Annotated in this window: 18 protein-coding genes; 1 reads left to right on the top strand and 17 read right to left on the bottom strand. The window is 70.2% G+C overall.

Annotated features, from left to right (window positions below; all coding sequences use genetic code 11):
- Positions 1-266: 266 nt before the first annotated feature.
- The 14 genes from OG896_RS11200 to OG896_RS11135 all read right to left on the bottom strand — a co-directional run bounded on the left by OG896_RS11200 (position 267) and on the right by OG896_RS11135 (position 13,916).
- Positions 267-1,184 carry a TauD/TfdA dioxygenase family protein gene (locus OG896_RS11200; RefSeq protein WP_329364622.1) on the bottom strand — a complete coding sequence of 306 codons (918 nt, stop codon included), beginning with the start codon at positions 1,182-1,184 and terminating at the stop codon, positions 267-269.
- 81 nt (positions 1,185-1,265) lie between these two features.
- A complete protein-coding gene (locus OG896_RS11195; RefSeq protein ID WP_329364620.1) occupies positions 1,266-2,018 on the bottom strand; it encodes a 2OG-Fe(II) oxygenase in 753 nt (250 codons plus the stop codon).
- A complete protein-coding gene (locus OG896_RS11190; RefSeq protein ID WP_329364619.1) occupies positions 2,009-2,389 on the bottom strand; it encodes an acyl carrier protein in 381 nt (126 codons plus the stop codon). Before OG896_RS11190 ends, OG896_RS11195 begins: the two co-directional genes overlap by 10 nt.
- Positions 2,386-3,714, bottom strand: coding sequence for an AMP-binding protein (locus OG896_RS11185; RefSeq protein WP_329364616.1), 1,329 nt, complete (start codon positions 3,712-3,714; stop codon positions 2,386-2,388). Before OG896_RS11185 ends, OG896_RS11190 begins: the two co-directional genes overlap by 4 nt.
- Positions 3,711-5,003: an MFS transporter gene (locus OG896_RS11180; RefSeq protein WP_329364614.1), complete on the bottom strand. Its 1,293-nt coding sequence runs from the start codon at positions 5,001-5,003 to the stop codon at positions 3,711-3,713. The genes OG896_RS11185 and OG896_RS11180 overlap by 4 nt, the downstream gene beginning before the upstream one ends.
- On the bottom strand, positions 5,000-5,986 hold the full coding sequence (locus tag OG896_RS11175) for a biotin synthase BioB (RefSeq protein ID WP_329364612.1): 987 nt from the start codon (positions 5,984-5,986) through the stop codon (positions 5,000-5,002). The genes OG896_RS11180 and OG896_RS11175 overlap by 4 nt, the downstream gene beginning before the upstream one ends.
- Entirely contained in the window at positions 5,970-7,157 is a 1,188-nt protein-coding gene (locus tag OG896_RS11170) for a CocE/NonD family hydrolase (protein WP_329364610.1), read from the bottom strand. Before OG896_RS11170 ends, OG896_RS11175 begins: the two co-directional genes overlap by 17 nt.
- 68 nt (positions 7,158-7,225) lie before the next feature.
- A complete protein-coding gene (locus OG896_RS11165) occupies positions 7,226-8,752 on the bottom strand; it encodes a radical SAM/SPASM domain-containing protein (RefSeq protein WP_329364608.1) in 1,527 nt (508 codons plus the stop codon).
- 18 nt (positions 8,753-8,770) lie between these two features.
- Entirely contained in the window at positions 8,771-9,616 is an 846-nt protein-coding gene (locus OG896_RS11160; RefSeq protein ID WP_329364606.1) for a GNAT family N-acetyltransferase, read from the bottom strand.
- Positions 9,609-10,979 (bottom strand): B12-binding domain-containing radical SAM protein, encoded by a 1,371-nt coding sequence (locus OG896_RS11155; protein WP_329364604.1) that lies wholly within the window; start codon positions 10,977-10,979, stop codon positions 9,609-9,611. The genes OG896_RS11160 and OG896_RS11155 overlap by 8 nt, the downstream gene beginning before the upstream one ends.
- A gap of 119 nt (positions 10,980-11,098) precedes the next feature.
- The gene (locus OG896_RS11150) at positions 11,099-11,374 is read right to left on the bottom strand and encodes a hypothetical protein (RefSeq protein WP_328469445.1); all 276 of its coding nucleotides are present in this window, start codon (positions 11,372-11,374) and stop codon (positions 11,099-11,101) included.
- Between the two features lie 420 nt (positions 11,375-11,794).
- Positions 11,795-13,072, bottom strand: coding sequence for an XdhC family protein (locus OG896_RS11145; RefSeq protein WP_329364602.1), 1,278 nt, complete (start codon positions 13,070-13,072; stop codon positions 11,795-11,797).
- A gap of 116 nt (positions 13,073-13,188) precedes the next feature.
- Positions 13,189-13,746, bottom strand: coding sequence for a response regulator transcription factor (locus OG896_RS11140; protein ID WP_329364601.1), 558 nt, complete (start codon positions 13,744-13,746; stop codon positions 13,189-13,191).
- Positions 13,747-13,787: 41 nt separating this feature from the next.
- Complete coding sequence (locus OG896_RS11135) at positions 13,788-13,916, bottom strand: hypothetical protein (RefSeq protein ID WP_329364599.1); 129 nt, start codon at positions 13,914-13,916, stop codon at positions 13,788-13,790.
- A 320-nt stretch (positions 13,917-14,236) separates the two neighbouring features.
- On the opposite strand from OG896_RS11135, the gene OG896_RS11130 reads away from it, so the two are divergent.
- The gene (locus OG896_RS11130; protein ID WP_329364597.1) at positions 14,237-15,400 is read left to right on the top strand and encodes an IS701 family transposase; all 1,164 of its coding nucleotides are present in this window, start codon (positions 14,237-14,239) and stop codon (positions 15,398-15,400) included.
- 11 nt (positions 15,401-15,411) lie between these two features.
- Here the strand turns inward: OG896_RS11130 and OG896_RS11125 are convergent, their stop codons facing one another.
- From OG896_RS11125 to OG896_RS11115, 3 genes are read right to left on the bottom strand one after another with little or no spacing between them, the layout of a single operon-like run.
- On the bottom strand, positions 15,412-17,568 hold the full coding sequence (locus tag OG896_RS11125) for a xanthine dehydrogenase family protein molybdopterin-binding subunit (protein WP_329364596.1): 2,157 nt from the start codon (positions 17,566-17,568) through the stop codon (positions 15,412-15,414).
- Positions 17,565-18,566 carry an FAD binding domain-containing protein gene (locus OG896_RS11120; protein WP_329364595.1) on the bottom strand — a complete coding sequence of 334 codons (1,002 nt, stop codon included), beginning with the start codon at positions 18,564-18,566 and terminating at the stop codon, positions 17,565-17,567. Before OG896_RS11120 ends, OG896_RS11125 begins: the two co-directional genes overlap by 4 nt.
- Complete coding sequence (locus OG896_RS11115; protein WP_329364593.1) at positions 18,559-19,059, bottom strand: (2Fe-2S)-binding protein; 501 nt, start codon at positions 19,057-19,059, stop codon at positions 18,559-18,561. The genes OG896_RS11120 and OG896_RS11115 overlap by 8 nt, the downstream gene beginning before the upstream one ends.
- Positions 19,060-19,077: the final 18 nt, after the last annotated feature.

Genomic DNA, 19,077 nt, shown 5'->3' with positions numbered 1-19,077 from the left:
GGTCAAGTTGTACAGCCAACTTTGCCGAGCCAGGGTGAGCGGCAGGCGATCTGCGGGTGACGAGAAGGCGACCGGGCGCGGATACGCGCGCGACCCGTCGCGACGGTCCCCGGCGTCGCGCGGCGGATCACCGGCAGCCGGAACAGGTGGGTGGGCGCGGCCGGTGGTCGCTCGTACGGGCCGTGATCCTCGCCTACGACATCGGCCTCGTCACAGGACGGTGAACGCCTCCTCGACCCTCCTCGACCCCCTCCTCGATCTCCCGGTCACTCCGGACGGTCGCCGGCGATGACGACGCGCTCCATCAGACGGTGCTGCGGGAAGTAGTCGTTGACCCCGTAGTGAACGGTGGTCCGGTTGTCCCAGAAGGCCACGGACCCTGCCTCCCAGCGGAAGCGCACCTGGTACTCCGGGTAGGACAGCTGATGGAGCAGGAAGCCGAGAAGTTCTTCGCTCTCGTCGTCGGGGAGACCGACGAGGTGGGAGGTGAACGCGGCATTCACGTAGAGGGACTTGCGACCTGTCTCCGGATGCGTGCGCACCACGGGATGCTCGACCGGAGGCCGGCCGCTCCGCGCGTTGATGCTCCTGAGCAGGACGGCGATGCTGCCGCTCGCCGCGGGAAGCTCGTGGACCGCCCGGAGCCCCTCAAGGCGCTCCTTGACGTCTTGCGGGAGCCCGTCGTAGGCGGCGGCCGTGTCGGCCCACAAGGTGTCACCGCCGAGCGGCGGCAGGTCGACGGCGCGCAGGACGGCGCCGAGCGGCGGTGCCTCGTAGAACGACGCGTCGCTGTGCCAGACGTTCTCACTTCCGGGGTTGTCCCGGTCGTGCTCCAGCCGCGCCACTTCGTCGATTTCGGCCCTGCGCTGGGGGTGGGCCGCCTGGAGTTCCCCCCAGTTGCGGGCGAACGCGGCCTGCTGACGGCCGGTGAGCGTCTGGTCGCGGAAGAAGAGGACCTTCCAGTCGAGGAACGCCCCCCTCAGTTCGGTCAGCGTGTCGGCGTCCACCGGCCGGGCGAGGTCGACCCCGTGGATCTCCGCGCCGATGAGCGGGGACAGCGGCCGGACCTCGAAGGTCGCGTAGCGCCGTCCGGCGCCGTCCGACTCCAGCCTGCGCGGCGCCAGCTCCTGGGACACGACATGCAACCGCCGCCTGTCGGTGACGGCGGGCTGTGATGCGTTCACGGGCATTCCTCCGGAGAGGGAAGAGGGAGAGTGGTGACGGATGCGGGTACACCCTGCGGACGTCCGGCCTGCGCCCCCGCCTCAGGGGGTCGTGCTGTTCAGGATGGAGTTCCTGGCCAGATCCCGGTTGCGCTCGGAATCCGGCTGGAACTTCCTGTTGAGGTAGGCGAAGCCGGTCAGCGAGCAGCGCCGGTTCTCGCCCGCGGTGTGGTCCACCCTCCGGATCGTGTGCAGGGTGTCCGACATCACCATGACCAGGCGGTTGGGCCGCGGCAGTACGGCGACCGGGCTCCGCTCGCACGTGCGCAGGATCTTGTTCACCAGGCCCGCGGAGCCGCTCGCGGTGGTCTCCTCCGGGTCCGGCCCGCCGCCGGCCGCGGGGAGAAGGGTGCGCGGTTCTTGGTCGATCAGCATCAGCTCACCACCCCACGAGATGTCCCACTCGCGGTGCAGATAGACGATGTACTCCCCGCGACGGCCGCGCCCGGCGTCGTTGTGCCAGCCCAGCCGGCTGTTGGCGGGGTACTGCCAGAACGTGAAGGTGAGCCGGTCCCAGTCGGTACCGGCCGCGCCGAACAGCCCGGTCTCGGTGCGCACGGCCTGGGTGACGCGGGTGAACACCGCGGGCCGTCCACTGCTCCCGGTCTCGCCGATGGACGCGGGGAAGTGCGTGCCCCGGGTCCGGTGGGCCGGGCCGTCGAGTTCGGCGGAGATCACGCTTCCGGTCTCGCCCAGCGCCGAGCGCTCCATCAGCTCCACCGCCTGGTCGAAGACCTCCGGGGGGAGGAAGTCGTCGTACACCACGTAGCGCTCGCCGCGCTCTGTCATTCGCATGGATCGCCCTTCTTCCCGCGCGCATCGTCGTCGATGCCGCGCTCCGGTTCAGCCGCGGTGGCCGTCCGCGGCCGGATCAGGTGGTGCACGTGCTCGCTCCATCCGGCGACCGAGCGGTGCTCCGGGTCCAGCAGCACCTCGTCCGGGAGCTCGATCCCGAACGCGTCCTCCACCTCGGTCGCCAGGCCCATCCAGTCGACGGAGTTGAGTCCCAGCGCCGCGAAGTCGAGCCGGCTGAGCCGCGGGTCATCCGACAGAGCGTCGGCCGGGATTCCGCGGACCCCGCTGCGTTCGAGCCTGGCCGCGACGATCCGGGCCATCGCCTGCGTGGTCTCCCGGGCCCGGTCCCGGTCCGGCGGGGGCCCGCTCATCGTCCCGGCCATTGCGCGTCGATGAGCTTGATGACGTGGGCCCGGTCGACCTTTCCGCCGGCCGTCACGGGCAACTCGTCGCAGTGGACCAGCCGGACGGAGCCCGTGCCGGCCGGGAAGGTCGAACGGCTCCGCTCCACCTGGGCCCGGTCGACGCCCTCGCCCTGCACGACGGCGTACAGGTCCTCGGTCTCACCGGCGGAGCGGACCAGGACGACGGGAACCACCTCGACGACACCGGGTACGTGACGTATCGCGCGGCACAGTCCGTCGAGGTCCACGGTCCGGTCGTTGAGCCGGGCCGAGGGGTGCAGCCGGGACACGAACGTCACCACGCCGTCCCGTCCCCGCCGCACCAGATCGCCGGTGTCCCATCGTGTCCGGGGCGGACCGGCCGCGCCCAGGAAGCCCTCGACCGGCGCGTCCAGCAGCAGGCGCAGCTCGCCTTCGGCTCCCGGGTCCGGTGCCAGCACCGTGACCCCCGGCATGGGGGTGCCGATGGCCCCTTCCGGCAGTCCGGCCGAGCCGATGAAGGTCGGGCCGGTCTCCGAACACCCGTAGTTCCGGGTGAGCCGGATGCCGAACCTCGCGGCGAACCGCTCGTCCAGGTCGCTGCTGACGCGGCTGGCGCCGACCATCGCGATCCGCGGCCCCGCGGACGCGGTCGCCGGCGTGGCGGCGAGCAGGTCGGCCGTCGGGGCCGTGAGCGCCACGACGCTCGCGGCTCCGGCTCGGGCGGCGGCCCGTCGGGCGTGCACGAGGCGGCGCGCGTCGAGCCGGGAGCCGGCCATGAGCGCGGCGAACGCGATGCCCCAGCCGTAGGAGTGCGTCAGCGGTGTCGGCACGTACACGGTGTCGTCGGGGCCGAGCGGGAGCCGTGTGCGGTACCCGGCGGCCTCGTTGAGCACGCTGCCGCAACTGCGCCTGGCGATCCTGGGCGGGCCGGTCGAACCCGATGTCATGTGGAGTACGGCGGTCGAATCCCCTTCCGCCGCGACGTCGGAGCCCGCCGGCCGGCACACGCGCGCCGACGGCGACAGCTCCGCGCCGAGCGGACCGAGCGGCGCGTCCGTCAGGCTCTCGCACAGCAGCGGTACGGAGTCCGTCTGCCAGGCCGCGAGAACGACCGCGAAGAAGTCCTCCGCCCGCTGCTGCGTCACCGCGATCACCGCGCGTTCACCGGCACCCGCGGAGTCCAGCCGCTGGACGTAGTCGTCGACCAGCGGCCGCAGTTCCGCCATCCCGGTGTCGTCGAGACGGCCGCCCGCCTCCGTGACGAGCTCGGCCAGTTCGCGCCGCGTCGCCGGTGCGCCGGGGGCGGTCATCGGACGGCCTCCGCCACATCGCGGTCCGGCTCCGCGTCACTGGGGTCCGGCTGGGGGCCCCGGCCCGCGATCGGGCCCAGGGCCAGCGCGCAGGCGACGAAGAGTCCCGCCATCACCAGCCATGCGGCGGTGTGCCGGTCGGCGGCCAGCCAGCCGAACAGTGCGGGCGCGACCAGCATGCTGACGTCCAGCCCCATGTTGTAGACGCCCTGGTATTCCCCCACGGACTCGGCGGGCGCGAGCGTGTAGACGAGTTCCCAGGACGCGGCGGAGTACAGCACTTCGCCGCCGGCCACCAGCAGACCCAGCAGGATGATCGCCGCCACCTTGGGCCCGGTGCCGTGCACGGCACCGGCGGCCGCGAACATCGCGAGGCCCGCGCCCAGCAGGATGCCGCCGCGTCGCCCGGCCCGCACCGCGGCGACCGCGCCGCTCAGGTTCTTGGAGACCGGAACCTGTAGCAGCAGCACGACGCCGATGTTGAGGGCGGAGACGACCGAGACCAGCCACAGCAGTGACGACGCCTGGGCCGAGATCCACAGCGGCAGGGCGACGGAGAACACCGACGAGTAGAGCAGCAGGAACGCGTTGAGCCCCGCCAGACCGAGGAAGCGGCCGTCCCGGTAGACCATGCGGCGTCCCGGCCTGCCCGGTTCGGGTGCCGCGCCCGCACCGGCGCTCTGGCCGCTCGGTGCGTCGGCGGGCCGGGGCTGCGGTGTTCCGCGGGGTGCGGTGGCGACGAGGAAGCCCGCGGTACACAGGGTCAGGGCCTCGACGACGAAGGCGGTCCGGAACAGCGGGCGCGAGTCGAGCGACAGGACGACGCCTCCCAGGCTCAGACCGATGAGCATGGCCGCGTTGCTCACGGTCTTCACCATGGCCCGGTAGCGCACCCGACGGTCGGCGGGTACCTCACGCCGGACGAGCGCGCCCATGACGGCGCCGCTGCCCCGACCGCAGATGAAGAGCAGGCAGATCAGCACGAACGCCGTCCAGGCGTTCACGACCGCGAGCAGCCCGGTGGCGACGGCCATCGTGCAGACCAGCCCGGCATACGTGCGTCGGGCGCTGCCGTTGTCCGCGAGCCGGCCGGCCAGCGGGCCGGACACCATGCCGCACAAGGCCGCCAGGCTCATCGTCACACCGAAGGCGCCCGCGCTCGCGTGGAGTTGCCGCACCAGGTAGACGGCCAGCACCGAGGTGGACATGCCGGTGCCCAGCGACAGGATTCCGAAGGACAGGATCAGCCGCCGTTCGAGGGGCGGTCGCCGTTCTTTCCCAGGCGTCACTCCGCCCCCTCGGGCAGGAAGGCCGACCCTCGGACGGCAAGCCCCATGCTGTCGATCACGGCCCGCACGTGATCCAGACCGACCACGAACCGTTCCTTTCCGTAGATCAGGTACCGCTCCGCGTTGGCGTCGCCGGTGAAATTGCTGGTCATCACGTTCGCTCCGGCGGCCAGACCGAGGGACTGCCCGCCCGAACTGGTCTTCTCCAGGGCGCTGACCGACGGTATGAGAAGGCCCGGATAGCAGACCCGCAGGGTCGCGATGACGTTGAGCGCGAGCTGGAGGTCGCCGGCGGGAGAGAGCATCAGCGGGGTGTCCGGAGCCGGGACGAACGGGCTCACGCTGCACATCTGCACACCCAACTCGCCGACGAGTTCGATGTCGTCGATCACGCTTTCCAGACTCTGCCCGGGGAGGCTGGAGATGAGTCCGGTGCCCACCTTGAATCCCAGGTCCAGCAGGGTCCTTATCCGTTCCAGCCGTGCGTCCAGCTTCTCGTGGCGCATCTGCTCGAAGAGCACGGGATCACTGGTCTCGTGCTTGATGATATAGCTGTTGGCGCCCAACTCCCTTAGTTCCTCGTACTGTCGGCGCGAGAAGTTGCCGAGGTTGAGCAGGATCTCCACCTGGCCGTCCCACATGCGCCGCAGGGCCGGTATGACCTCGCGCAGGGTGGGGAAGAGACTCGGCGTCTCGCCGCCCTGCAGCAGGACGATGTCGATACCCGCGCCGCGGATGTGCTCCGCGCGCTCCAGGATCTGCTGCGGGCTCATGACGAAGCGGTCCAGGTGACCGAGGTTGTCCCGCCGCATCGGGCAGTAGTCGCAGTTCACCCGGCACACGTTGGTGATCTCGATGACCCCGCGAAGGAGCACCGCCCGGTCGAAGTTCTCGTCCCTCAGCCGGCTCGCCTCGGCGAACAGTGCCTCCTGGTCCGCGCCGACGGACCGGAGCGCGTGTCGGACTTCAGATCGTGTCAGCATCGCTGGGGCTTTCTTCCTCCGGATCGTCACGGGGACGCGGCGGCGAACCGGGCACGTCCAGGGTCACGACCGCCTCCGCGGTCAGTGCGGGGTCCCAGTGCCGGCGGTGGGTACGGAACACCGTGTCGACACTGGGACGGAAGCGGACGGTCGAGGTTTCGCCGTTGACCACGACGCGGACCTGCTGCCCGGCGTCGAGCCGATCACTCGTCAGGTAGAGCCGGACCTGCTCCGCGCCTTCGGCCCGCAGGTCGTACGCGTCGTCGTCGGTGCGCTCCGCGGTCACCTCGGCGCCCGCCGGGTCGACACCCGACAGGGCGACCCAGTGGGCCCTGCCGTGCCGGTCGTCGAGGGCGCGGTGGCGCACGCGTGCCACATCCGGTTCCCGCCGGCGGTCCCTCAACCAGGCCGACAGGCTCGCGACCAGCTCGCCGTCGTCCTCGAAGTGCAGCGAACCGAGCGGATGGTCGCCGTCCGGTACCTCGACGTAGGTCAGCGCCTGGTGGCCGGCCTCGCGCAGTTGCGTCACGGAGGTCCGGTCGAACTGCGGGGGGATGCGCTTGTCCTGGGCGCCGTGGATGACGAACAGCGGTAGCGGCAGCACGTTGTCCAGCAGGAAGCGGGTGCGCCGGTCGCTGCCGAACGCTTCCCACATCGACAGGGCGCCGTTGATCGGCACCGCCGCCGCCAACCGCGGCCACCCCCGCATGGCGAGGTTCCAGCACGCCAGCCCGCCCATGGACACGCCGGCCAGCACGATACGGTCCGGGTCCGCGTCGAGGTGCTCCAGAGCCCAACGCAGGGCCGCCACCGGGAAGTCGTCGTCGCGGCCGCTCCACCGCGGATGGCGGAAGTGCTTGGCGAAGACGCCGCTCACGTCCAGCTTCCCCACGACGTCGTCGAGCAGTTGCGCGTCCGGGCAGAGCAGCACCATGCCCAGCCGTTCGCTGATGCCGACGAAGGACGGCAGCATCCTGGCCCCGGTGTTCGCGGCGCCGTGCAGCACGATCAGGGCCGGCGGGTGAGGGCCCGCCGACTCGGGCACGTGCACCACCATGGTGGTGGTCCGCGCACCGAGGCAGAGCTCGACCGTCGAGGTGCCGGGCACCGGCGCCCGGTCCGTGCCCAACCGGCGAAGTGCCCTGCGGAGGTTGGCGGCGCCCAGGCGCATGCCCTCCTCCATGGGCGGCGGCCGATCCCCCACCGGCACCAGGGGGTTCGGCCACGACCGCATGGAACTCACAGGGTGGCTCCGAGCCGGGTGAGCCGGGCGATCTCGGTGTCGACGGCCGGGTCGAGGCGCTCTCCGGTCAGGGCGAACACGACCCTGGCCCGTTGCAGGATGCCGATCGCGCTGCCCACCAGCGGCACTGAGCAGAGCTCCCGGGGCAGCGCGATGGGTTTCACCAGCGGCTCCACGCTCGGCTCCACGGAACGGAAGGTCTCGACCGCCAGGCGGCGCAGGACGTCCGCGCACACCCGCTTGGCGACGGCGCAGGAGTACCGGTCCAGCTTGGTGAGGCTGCCGGTGGCCTGGATGTTGCGTGACGGGCACCCGCTGTCGCAGATGTCGCGCGCGTAGCAGGTCTGGCAGGACTGATGCTGGGACGGCAGCGCCGCCTGCCCGATCTGGTCCTTGCGCAGCAGGTCCACGAAGACCACGTTGCGGTCGGTGGCCTGCCCGACGTTGTGGCCGTACTGCTTGTTGCGGGCGGGGTCCTGCATCTCGGGGCACATGATCAGCTCGCCGGTGGCGTTGAGCACGTGGTAGGAGTCCCCGCTGCTCATCGGTCCGCAGTAGGAGCGGGGCGGGCTGGACAGCAGGTGCTGGAAGGCGTAACTGAAGACGCTGGCGTCGATGCCCCGAGCGACGTCCATGGCGCGCAGCAGGTTCTCCGCGTAGTCCTCGGCCGAGGGTTCGGAGTAGCGGGACAGCCGTCCCGGCGTCGTGGTCCCGACCGGTCCGACCGGCTCGAAGTGGACGAAGTTGGCGCCGAGGTCGGCGAAGAACCCTACCGTCTCTCCCATGTGGTGCACGGTCTCGCCGGTGACCGTGGACCGCACGCGGTAGGGGACACCGGCTTCCGCGAGGAACCTGATGGTGTCCATGGTCTGGCCGACGTTGTGGCGCTTGCCGTAGATCCGCTGCTCGCCCTGGCGTTCCGGCGCCGCGTCCATCGACACGGTCAGCGTGAAACGGTGGTCCACCAGGTACTGGAGCACCGGGAGGGGCGCGGTGCCGTTGGTGACCATCGTGAAGTAGGGAGTGACGTTCTTGGCCGCGCACGCCCGTTCGGTGTGCTCGACCACCTTCTCGATGTCGCTGATGGCCAGGGTGGGTTCCCCACCGAAGAAGTTGACCCCGAACAGCTTGTTCTGCGGACCGGGTCGACGCTCCAGGGTGTGGTCGACGATGGCCAGCATGCGGTCCGCTTCCAGACTCGCGGTGCTGTGGCCCACTTCGCTGAAGCAGTACACGCAGCTGAGGTTGCACCGGTGGCCGACCACCAGGGTGACGCCCCAGGGGTCGGGTTGACGCCTGTAGAGCCGTGAGTCCCGCAGGGAGGGGTAGTCGGCCAGGACCTGACGCCATGGCGCGGCCGCCTCCTGGTCGGCCGGGACACGGATGGCGTGCATGGACCTCGGTATGACGAGATACAGCCACTGGCCGTCGCGTACGGCGGGGTAGTCGTCAAGGAGTTCGGCGACCGCTTTCGATCCGTCCTGGGCGCCTCGCTGAGCGGCTTCGGGAGCCTGTGTTCCCATCGCTTGTCCCTTCTGAGGTCAGAATTCGTATCGGCCGACGTGGACCGGCCGACCGCTCACCCGCCGGCCTTTGCGACCGCCCAGCCACAACATGAGGGTGATGGCCGAAAGCGGCACCGGAATCTCGATCTCCGGCATTTCCCATACGGCGGCGAACGGCGCGAGTTCCGCCAGGAGAGTCGCGACGTCACTCACCGCCGCGCAGGGAAGCGCACCGAGGAGCAGGCGGTCCCGGTCGAGAACCGCCCGCCGGCCGGCGATCGGGGGGCCGCCGGCCAAGGGCGGGATGGGCAGCAGATCCGGCACCAGAGCCTCCCCCGGCGCTTTGACGCGGTCGGGGGAAAGCAGGTCCTCGATCCGCCCGAGCGCAAAGGAGCGTGACGGCGGGCTGTCCCCGGTCCTTTCGCCTTCCGGCAGGGCCGCGAAGGGCAGCGCGAACAGGTGGAGCGGGTCGCCGGCCCGCCGCAGTCGCAAGCGCTCGGCAAGCACGAGTTGGGCCGGGCTGCCTTCGGAGACCCAGGCGGCGATCCCGCGCAGTCCTGCTTGTTGTGCCAGGCGGCGCAGCGCGAACGCAAGACGCAGGGCGTGGTCGCCGCCGCGTGCCTCGGGATGGACGAAGACGCCCTTGAGGAACAGGTAGTCGCCCCAGCGCAGTGAACGATGCACCGCGGCAAGGCTGCCGTCGGGCCGGCGTCGTCCCATCCACCGGTAGCGGTCGTGGTCGGACAGTTCCGCGTGGAGGATCGCGTCGGTGAATCGGTGCCCGGCCACCAGGTCGGCAACGTCCCGCAGGTCGGCGGGGCCGAGGACCTGCACATCCTCCGGCGACCGTGGAAGCGCGGACCCGGACGCGGTATCAAGCATCCGCGGGCCTCCGGGTCAGTGCCAGATAGGGGAATCCGGTCGGCGCGATTTCGGCCGATTCCTCGGGATAGGGAACCTTGGTCATCTTCTTGCTGGCGATGTTGCCGACCATGATGTGCAACAGCCGTTCGTTGGGAAGGAACTGGCCGTCGAAGTACTTGATCACCCAGCCGAACAGGTCGGGGTCCAGCGGGTAGAAAGTCGGTTCGACGAGGTCGTCGTCCGGAATTCCGACCTGGCGGGCCAGGGCGGTGGCCGGAAGGACCCGGAAACCGATGTTCAGCACCGGCTCCCCGGTGCGCAGGTGCGCGTTCACGTATTCGGCCGATGCGCGGACCGTTTCCTCGGTCTCGCCGGGACCGCCGAAGACCAGATTGACGCGGGTCTTGAGGTCGTGTGCGCGGCAGCGCTCGATGAACCGGGTGACGTGCCGGGTGTCGAAACGCTTGCCCAGTCGCCCCATCATGGCGACGTCCAGGCTGTCCGGGGAGATCAGGACCGATTCGACGTTGCTGGCGGCGACCAGCTCGGCGAATTCGTCGTCGAACGGCCGCGGTGCGAAGTAACCGGTCCAGGTGAGGCCGGGCAGTTTGAGGTCGGCGAGCAGGGCGACCACTTGCTTGGCGAATCGGATCTCGCTGTTGAATATGGCGTCGGTGAAGAAGATCCGGCGCACTCCCGCCTCGTATATCCCGCGGATCTCGTGCTCGATCAGGGAGATGGGCTTGAGGTCGCCGAGATTGTCACCGCTGATGTGGGCGTACGGGCAGTACACGCATTCCTGGTAGCAGGTCTTGCGTTTCGTCTCGATCCCGATCATGGCGGTGGAGGAGCCGGCGTAGGCCTGGAGGAGGGCGGCCGGATGATCGAGGCGGTCGGTCAGGAAGCCTTCGTAACGTCCGCCGGTGAGGTTGCGTCCTGAGCCCCGGTACTTCTCCGGATCGGTGGCGATGTCGAGCATGGCCGTCTCGCCCGGGCCCACCACGCCGACATCCAGCCCGAGCCTTTTGAGCAGGGCGCTGCCGAACAGGCTGTAGCCGGGCCCGCCCGCGACCATGACGGGCGCCGCCGAGCCCACCGCCTCGCGGACCCGCTGGATGAACTGCTGGTAGTAGCGGACGAAGCCTTCGCGGGCCAGGTCGATGGGGTCGATGTTCCGGATCGAGAAGCCGATGACGTCCCAGTGCTGCGTGGCCCAGGACAGATCGTCGAAGGCCTGCGGTGTCTCGACGAAGTCCACCAGGAGGGTTTCGTGTCCGGCCAGTTCGAGCGCGGACTGCAGGCAGCGCGCGCCGATAGGGAAGATGGGCTCGTTCCCGGGCATCGGCATACTGGCAAGGTTTACTAGAGCAATGCGCGCCACGATGACGTCCTCCTCAAAGCAGTCACTGGAGCAGCGGGCAGATCGGACACCTGGTCAAGGAAGGGCCAAGCGGCCGAAAGCGCCCGGCCAAAAGAAATTCGGCCGGGCGCCCTAGTCGCTCAGTCGCAGGTAGGCGCCGACACCGCGACGATCACGTCGGGGTGAACCAGTTCCGCGAGTCGGTCGCAGATGAGGTCGAAGCGCTGCGGGTCGCTCTTGATGAACAGTTCGACGCTCGACTTGTCGAGGTGCAGGCCGGCGAGGTCGAGCATGTCGCCAGGGTTCGCGGTGAGCGCGTTTGCGAATTCCTCGTCGTAGCTGAGGCGCCCGATGAGCGCATCGAAGACGATTCCTGCGGAAGTTGTCTGAGTTCCCTCAGCAACAGGAGCTACCATGATCTCAACCTTTCGTCCTGGCGGCAGATTTCCGTCTTGTTGAGTGGCGAAAATCTGCGCAGCGATTTGACCGGTCGAATGCTGGCTATGCCTTCTATAGCCTGTTGCTTGACCACCGTGTTGTCAAGGCTGCCGCGGTTCGCCGTTTTGGAGAGCGCTGCTCTGTCAAACGACACCTGGCGCGCTGAACTGCGGTTTTTGCAATATCATGGGTTTCTTTCTGTGCAATCGACCAATGATCATCCGTGCGTGGATGCAATTGCATTCGGAATTTTTCCTTCCGTATTCCGGCGGCTTGATTCGCGGTTGCGGAGTCGGCGGCCGGGGTCGGCGACTTCGCCCGCGCCGGCGTCACCGCTATGTCATCGTGCTGAATCGACGCAAATGGCCGTGAGCGGACGGGTCGGTATTGTCCGGCTATTACCACGCGAATGCGCTGGAGGTCTGTCGCGCTGCCCGTTCGGGCGTGGGGATCGTGTGCCGCGACGGCTCGTGGTGGATCGGGGTGTCGGTGGCGCTCAACGGAAGGCACCCGCCGCCGCGGCGGTGGGCGACGATCTCGGCGGCGACGGCGACGGCGGTCTCCTCCGGAGTGCGCGCGCCCAGGTCGAGGCCGATCGGCGAGTGCAGGTGGGCGAGTTCGGTGTCGCCGAGGCCCGCTTCCCGCAACCGGTCGAGGCGGTGGCGGTGCGTACGGCGGGAGCCGATCGCGCCGACGTAGCCCAGTGGAAGGCGCAGCGCCCTGGTCAGCAGCGGGACGTCGAACCTCGTGTCGTGCGTCAGGACGCAGACGACGGTGCGGCTGTCCAGGCGCCCGGCGGCGTACTCCGCGTCGAGGTAGCGGTGCGGCCAGTCGGCCACGACCTGATCGGCCGCCGGAAAGCGCCGGGCGGTGACGAAGGTCGGACGCGCGTCGCAAACCGTGACGTGAAAGCCGAGAAACGCCCCGATCCCGGCCACCGCGGCGGCGAAGTCGATGGCCCCGAAGACGAGCATGCGTGGCGCGGGCGCGTAGGACTCCACGAAGAACGTGATGCCGCTCGACTCGTCATGGGGCTCGCAGGGGAGCCCGTCGGGTGCCCTCACCAGGCGGCCGGTGCGTCCGGCGTCGAGCATCGCCCGGGCCTGCGCGGCGACGGCGGTGCCCAGCGCGTCGGAGACACCGCTGTCCGGTCCGGCGCCGACGACGACCGTTCTGCCCAGGAGGTCCGACAGCCCGTCAGGTGCCCTGATGACCCGGGCCACCGCCACCGGTACGCCGCCGATGATGGCGGTCAGGGCCGCGGCGAGGCCGCTCGCGACGGGGGGCCGGGCCGGCGGGAGATGGCGGCCGTCCGCACCGTGGCCGCAGGCGGCGCGGCTTCGGATGTCCGGCGTGGCCGGGTCCGGCAGGACCGGCTGGACGAAGACCTCGATGGTGCCGCCGCAGCTCAGGCCCACGGCGAAGGCGTCCTCATCGCTGTAGCCGTAGCGTTCCAGCACGGGGCGGTTCGAGGCGATCGCCTCGCGGCACGACTCGTACACGGCGCCTTCCACGCATCCGCCGGAGACGCTGCCGACCACGTCGCCTTCGGCGTTCACCGCCAGCGCCGCGCCCGGTTCGCGCGGGGCGCTGCCGCTGACGCCGACCACACTCGCGACCGCGAACGCCTGTCCGCTCGCGTACCACGTGGCGAGTTCCTCCGCGATGTCGCGCACGGCCGCTCACCCTCCTTTTCGTGTCGGTGCGGGCCGGTTCGGGGTGCGGGCCGGTTCGGGGTGCGGGTCCGACCGCTGTGCGGGTCGGACCGGGGTGCGGGTCGGACCGGTGGCGCTCAGAGCGGGACCAACTCGTCCTGGCCGGCGCGCCCGGGCGCCGTCGGTCGACGCCGGGGCATGGAGCGGAGGGCGTAGATGGCGGCCTGGGTGCGGTCGCCCAGTCCCGTCTTGAGGAATATCGCGGTGAGATGGTTCTTGACGGTTTTCTCCGAGATGTTCAGTTCTCTGGAGATGTGCCGATTGCTCATTCCTCCACCGACGAGGTGCAGCACCTCCGTCTGCCGGGGAGTCAGGCAGGGGCCGGCGGCCGCGGTGGAGGAGCCGTTGCCCCGCTTGGCTCCGCGCCCGGTGTCCTCGTCGGCGGGGATGGAGCGGAGGGCGTAGATGGCGGCCTGGGTGCGGTCGCCCAGTCCCGTCTTGAGGAATATCGCGGTGAGATGGTTCTTGACGGTTTTCTCCGAGATGTTCAGTTCTCTGGAGATGTGCCGATTGCTCAGCCCTCCGCCGACGAGGCGCAGCACCTCCGTCTGCCGGGGGGAGAGCTCCTCCTCGCCCGCGCTCCGCGCCGGGTCGCCGGCATGAGATGTTGAATCGTCGGTGGCCTGTCGAGTCATATTTTCATGTCCCTCGCTGTGCGCATCGATAAAGATTCCATCTACAGGTGGAGCGATGAGCGGATGACATTTTTCAGCACGAACAGGCGTGCGTCAACGATGTTCTTCTCCCTCGGCTGGGCCTTGTCGGCTTCTCGCCGGCCGGTTCTGGCCGAAAAGGCATCTGCCATGGATGTCATAGGACCAAAGTCCTATTGATATGGCCCTGCCAAGTGGGTGACGCTTGGTTCACGAGTGCAGTCAGGGGGAGAGGCGATGGAGGCTCGTACTCCTGGCGAGGCTCTTCTGCCCAGCTCAACCCCTGCGTGGGTCGGTTGAAGCGCTTGGGCGTGGCGGGGGTTCGCGCTGATTCGGCGGCGGTGGGATTTGCGGAATCCGTCGTTCCGGACGGCTCATGCCGCGACGGTCGGAACATTTCGGAGCAGCTGAGGTTCCCACAAGAGCGCCCGTATCCGCGCGGGTGCCTGGAGCGCCGAGAGGATCGCGATAAATGAGCCTGAATTCGGGTGGGTCGGAATCCGCGGTGTTCCTGAACGGAGAGAGGCTTTCGGCCTTCTCCAGAGAGATCTTCCCGGACCTGGCGAGAGCCGATCAGCGGCGTTGGGCGAATGTCTATCTTCGAGGCATCCTTTCCGCTTCCGGCAAGAAGACGATCCGCAACATCGCGGGTCCGCACTCCTCGCTCTCCGACGTGCAGTCGCTCCGGCAGTTCATCAACCAGAGCACCTGGTCGTGGGAGTCGGTCGCGCGGCGCTGTACCCCGGTGGTCTCCAGCAGGCTGCCGCCGGAACTGTGGGTGCTGGACAGCGTGTTCATCCGGAAGCGCGGTGACGCGTCGGTGGGCGCCGGCCGCTGGTTCGTCCGGCGGTCCGGCCGGACGATGAACGGTCAGATGGGGGTCGCGCTCTTCCTCTCCTCGCAGCGCTCCAGCGTCCCCGTCGACTGGCGGATACTGCTGCGCGGGCGCTGGATGGTCGACCGCGAGCTGCGCAAAGGCGCCGGGGTGCCGGAGGAGTACCGCCTGGAGCACGGCTGGGAGGCGGGCGTCGATCTGCTGGACGCGGCGATCCGCAGAGGCGGTCCGCCCCGGCGCCCGGTGGTCGCGGACTGCACCGGGTGGCCGCGGGCCGAGTGTCTGATCCGGGAACTGGCCAAGCGGGACATCGAGTTCCTGGTCTGCGTCGACGCGTCGGCGCTTCCGGAGGAAGGCCAGATCGCCACCACTCCGGGGAGGGTGACCAGTTCGGTCGTCCAGCTCGCCGATCGCGGCACCGCGCACTCGGCGATCAGGGTCGTGACCCAGCAACCGATCCAGCGCGACGACCCGGCGCGCCACTGGGTGACGAACATCGACCCGTGGGACCTGCGCGTCCTCGGTCTGGCCCTGCCCGTGCTGCGTCGGCACGGCCAGGACGTCGAACGACTCGTCAGCGACTTCGGCGTCCACGATTTCGGCGGACGGTCGTTCGGCGGCTGGCACCGGCACCTGGCACTGGTGTCGGCGGCCTTCGCGTTCTCGGCCCTGGAGAAGCCGGAACCCCCGACCGCCCACCGCGGGGCGGAGCACCGCGGCCACCTGGCCAGGTCCGAGCGCCGGACGCTGCCTGCCCCGCGGGTGCCGGACGCGGTGGCGGTTCCGCAAGGGCACCGGTAAGGCCGTCACGATCACGCGTCCGGAACCAGGAGGGCTTCAGGGGCGATCGGCAGTTGCCGGACCCGGATGCCGGTCGCGTGGTGGACGGCGTTGGCGATCGCCGCCGACACGCCGACCGCCCCGAGTTCACCGACGCCCCGCGCCCCGATCGTGCCGCTCAAGGCGTCGTACTCCTCGATGAACTCCACCTCCACGTCAGGAACGTCGGCCTGGACCGGCACGAGGTAGCCGGCCAGGTTCTTGGAGACGAACCGGCCGAGTCCGGCATCCGTGTGCGACTGCTCCAGCAGCGCCTGGCCGATGCCCCACACGATCCCGCCGATGATCTGGCTGCGGGCGGTCAGCGGATTGATGATCCGGCCCGCGCTGTACGCGCCGGCCACGCGGCGCACTCGGGTCAGCCCCAGTTCGGCGTCGACCGCCACCTCGGCGAAGACCGCGCCGAACGTGTGCGGGGACGAGCCGTTGTCCTCCGGAGCCCACTCGCCCCTGCCCCACAGCCACTTCGTACCGCTCCCCGCCAGGCCGCGGGTCATCCGCCGCCAGCGGGCCTCGGGCGACCCGCCGGACGGCGGTCCGGAGCGGTCGGCCGGGTCGCCGCCGATCGCGGCCAACCGCTCCAGGAGGTCGGCCGCCGCGGCACGCACCGCCGATCCCACGCTGAGCGTGGTGGAGGACCCGGCGGACATCCCCGAGGCCGGCAGGCGGCTGTCACCCAGGATCACGGTGACCTGGTCCGGGGAGCAGCCGAGGGTCTCCGCGGCGATCTGGCCGAGCACGGTGTACGTGCCCGTCCCTATCTCCTGGCTGCCCGTCTCCACCCGTACGGCCCCGGAGCGGTCCACACCCACCCTGGCCGAGGCGGGGAAGGCGTACTGGTTCATCAGGGCGGTGGCCATGCCCCAGCCGATGTACTCGTGGCCCTCCCGGCGGGCGCGCGGGCGCGGCGGACGGTCCTTCCAGCCGAAGACCCGGGCCCCGGTCAGATAGCAGGCGCGCAGCTCCTTGGAGCTGAACGGCCGGCCGCTGGTCGGGTCGGTCTCCGCGTAGTTCCTCAGCCGTAACTCGACCGGGTCCAGGTCGAGTTCGTCCGCGAGTTCGTCCATGGCGGTCTCCAGGGCGAACATGCCCGGGCCCTCGTGCGGGGCTCGCATCGGGGTCGGCACGATGGTGGCGACCGGTGCCACCCGGTGGGTGGTCTCGATCGCCGGACAGGCGTACGCGGTCCGGGTGCCGGTGGCGGCCAGTTCGGGGTACTCGGCGTAGCGCGCGGTCTGGTTGACCGAGGCGTGGCGGATCGCCAGCAGCCGTCCGTCCGTGGTGGCCCCCAAGGTGACGGTCTGGCGGGTGGCGGGCTGGTAGCCGTGTGAGGTGAAACTCTGCGCACGGGTCAGCACCAGCCGGACACCTCCGCCCACTGCCCGGGCGGCCATGGCGGCGATGATCTGGTGCGGCCAGACGTGGCCCTTGCTGCCGAAGCCGCCGCCGGTCCAGGGGGAGAGCACGCGGACCAGTTCCGGTGCCAGGCCGAGGGCACTGGCCACGACGGTGCGGACGTTGGCGACGCCCTGCGTGGCGTCGTACAGGGTGAGCCCGGCCTTCTCGTCCCAGTGGGCGGTCGTGGCGGCCGGCTCCAGCGCGTTGTGGTGCCGGTTGGCCGTCCGGTAGTGGCGTTCGAGGACGACGTCGGCGGCTTCCAGGCCCGCGGCGACATCCCCCACGGCGGTGTCCGCGGGGCCCCACCGCGGGATGGGAGTGGGCCGCCATGCCTCGCCGAGAGCGTCGTCCAGCACCGTCGGGACGGACTCGCGAACGTAGCCGACGCGCAGCTCCTCCGCTGCCGCCTTCGCCTGCTCGGGACGCTCGGCGACCACCACGGCCACCGGCTGGCCCTCGTAGTGCACCTCGTCGTCCTGCAACGGGAGCAGCCGGTGCATGTACAGCCCCTGGGGCGGCGACAACCGGGGTGCGTTGAGGTGCGTGAGCACGGCCACCACACCCGGTGAGCGTTCCGCCGCCTCCGTCGCGAGCGAGGAGATCCGGCCGCTCGGCACGGTGGCGGTGACGAGGAACGCGTGCCGCAGCGGCTCGACCGCCTGGTCGGCCGCGAACTTCGCCTGACCGGTGACCTTCGCCAAGGCGTCCGTGCGGGTGACTTCGGTGCTCACGTGCGGACCACCCCTCTGTCCCGGAGTTCCAGCAGTGCCCGGCGGGTCGAGCGCCGGGCCAGCTCGATCTTGAAACCGTTGCTCTTCAGCGGGCGGGCCTCGTCCAGCGCCGACGTCAGCGCTTCCCGCACCACCGGCTCGGTCAACTCCCTTCCCACCAGGCGTCGTTCGACCTCGTACAGCCGCCAGGGCCGGGGGGCGACTCCGCCGAGGGCTATCCGGACGTCGCGGATCAGCGCCCCGTCCGTCTCCACGGCGACGGCCGCCGAGACGAGGGCGAACTCGTACGAGGCGCGCTCCCGCACCTTGAGGTAGCCGGAGCGCGCGGCGGCGGGGGAGGACGGCACCCTGACGGCGACGATGATCTCGTCGGGTTCCAGTACGGTCTCCCGTTCCGGGGCGTCGCCCGGCAGGAGGTAGAGCCGCGCCAGCGGCAGGGTGCGGCCGCCCCGCGGGGATTCGGTGGTGAGCTCCGCGTCCAGGGCAACCAGCGCCACGGCGAGGTCGGATGGGTGGCAGGCCCGGCAGGCGTCGCTCCCACCGATCACCGCCAGGGTCCGGTCGTGGCCGGCGCTCGCCGCGCAGCCCGAACCCGGCTGTCGCTTGTTGCACGGCAGCTTCGTCTCCGCCCGGAAGTACGGGCAGCGGGTGCGCTGGAGCAGGTTGCCGCCGATCGTCGCCGCGTTGCGGATCTGCGGGGAGGCGGACAGTTCCAGCGCCTCGGCGACGGCGGGATATCCGGAGCGCAGCTCCGGGTGTCCCGCCGCGGCGCTCATCGTGGTGAGAGCGCCGATCCACAGGCCGTCCCCGTCCGCCCGGACGGTGTCCAGCGGCAGCCGGCCGATGTCGACCAGGACGTCCGGCCGCTCGATCCCCTCCTTGATCAGGTTGACCAGGTCGGTACCTCCGGCGATGAGCCGGGCGGAGGGGCCGTATCGCGTCAGTGCGGCAAGCGCGGCGGCGGTGTCCGCCACCCGCAGGTATCCGGGTTCAGGCACCGGCGCGCTCCGTCCGGGCCCGTGCGGCCGCCACCGCGGACACGATCTGCGGGTAGGCGGCGCAGCGGCAGATGTTGCCGCTCATCCACTCCCGGATCTCCTCCGGCGAATCGGCGTGGCCCTCGCGGATGCAGGCCGTGGCCGACATGATCTGGCCGGGCGTACAGAAACCGCACTGAAGGGCGTCGTGCGCGACGAACTCCTGCTGCACGGGGTGCTCGCCGGTCCGGCCGCCCAGCCCCTCGATGGTGGTGACGGACCGTCCGTCGTGCTGTGCCGCCAGGGCGAGGCAGGAGTTGATCCGCTGCCCCTCGACGTGCACGGTGCAGGCACCGCACTCGCCGCGGTCGCAGCCCTTCTTGGTGCCGGTGAGCCCGAGGAGGTCGCGCAGAGCGTCCAGCAGGGTCATCCGGGCGGGCACCGAGAGCCGGTGCGTCGTCCCGTTCACCTCCAGAACCACCTCGGTCGACTCCGTGAACGGATGGGGCGTCATGGGTCATTGCCTCCTGCG

This window comes from Streptomyces sp. NBC_00669, from assembly GCF_036226785.1.
GTDB lineage: Bacteria > Actinomycetota > Actinomycetes > Streptomycetales > Streptomycetaceae > Actinacidiphila.
The sequence above is the reverse complement of the archived record's forward strand: the minus strand, read 5'-3'. Positions and strand labels throughout refer to the sequence as shown.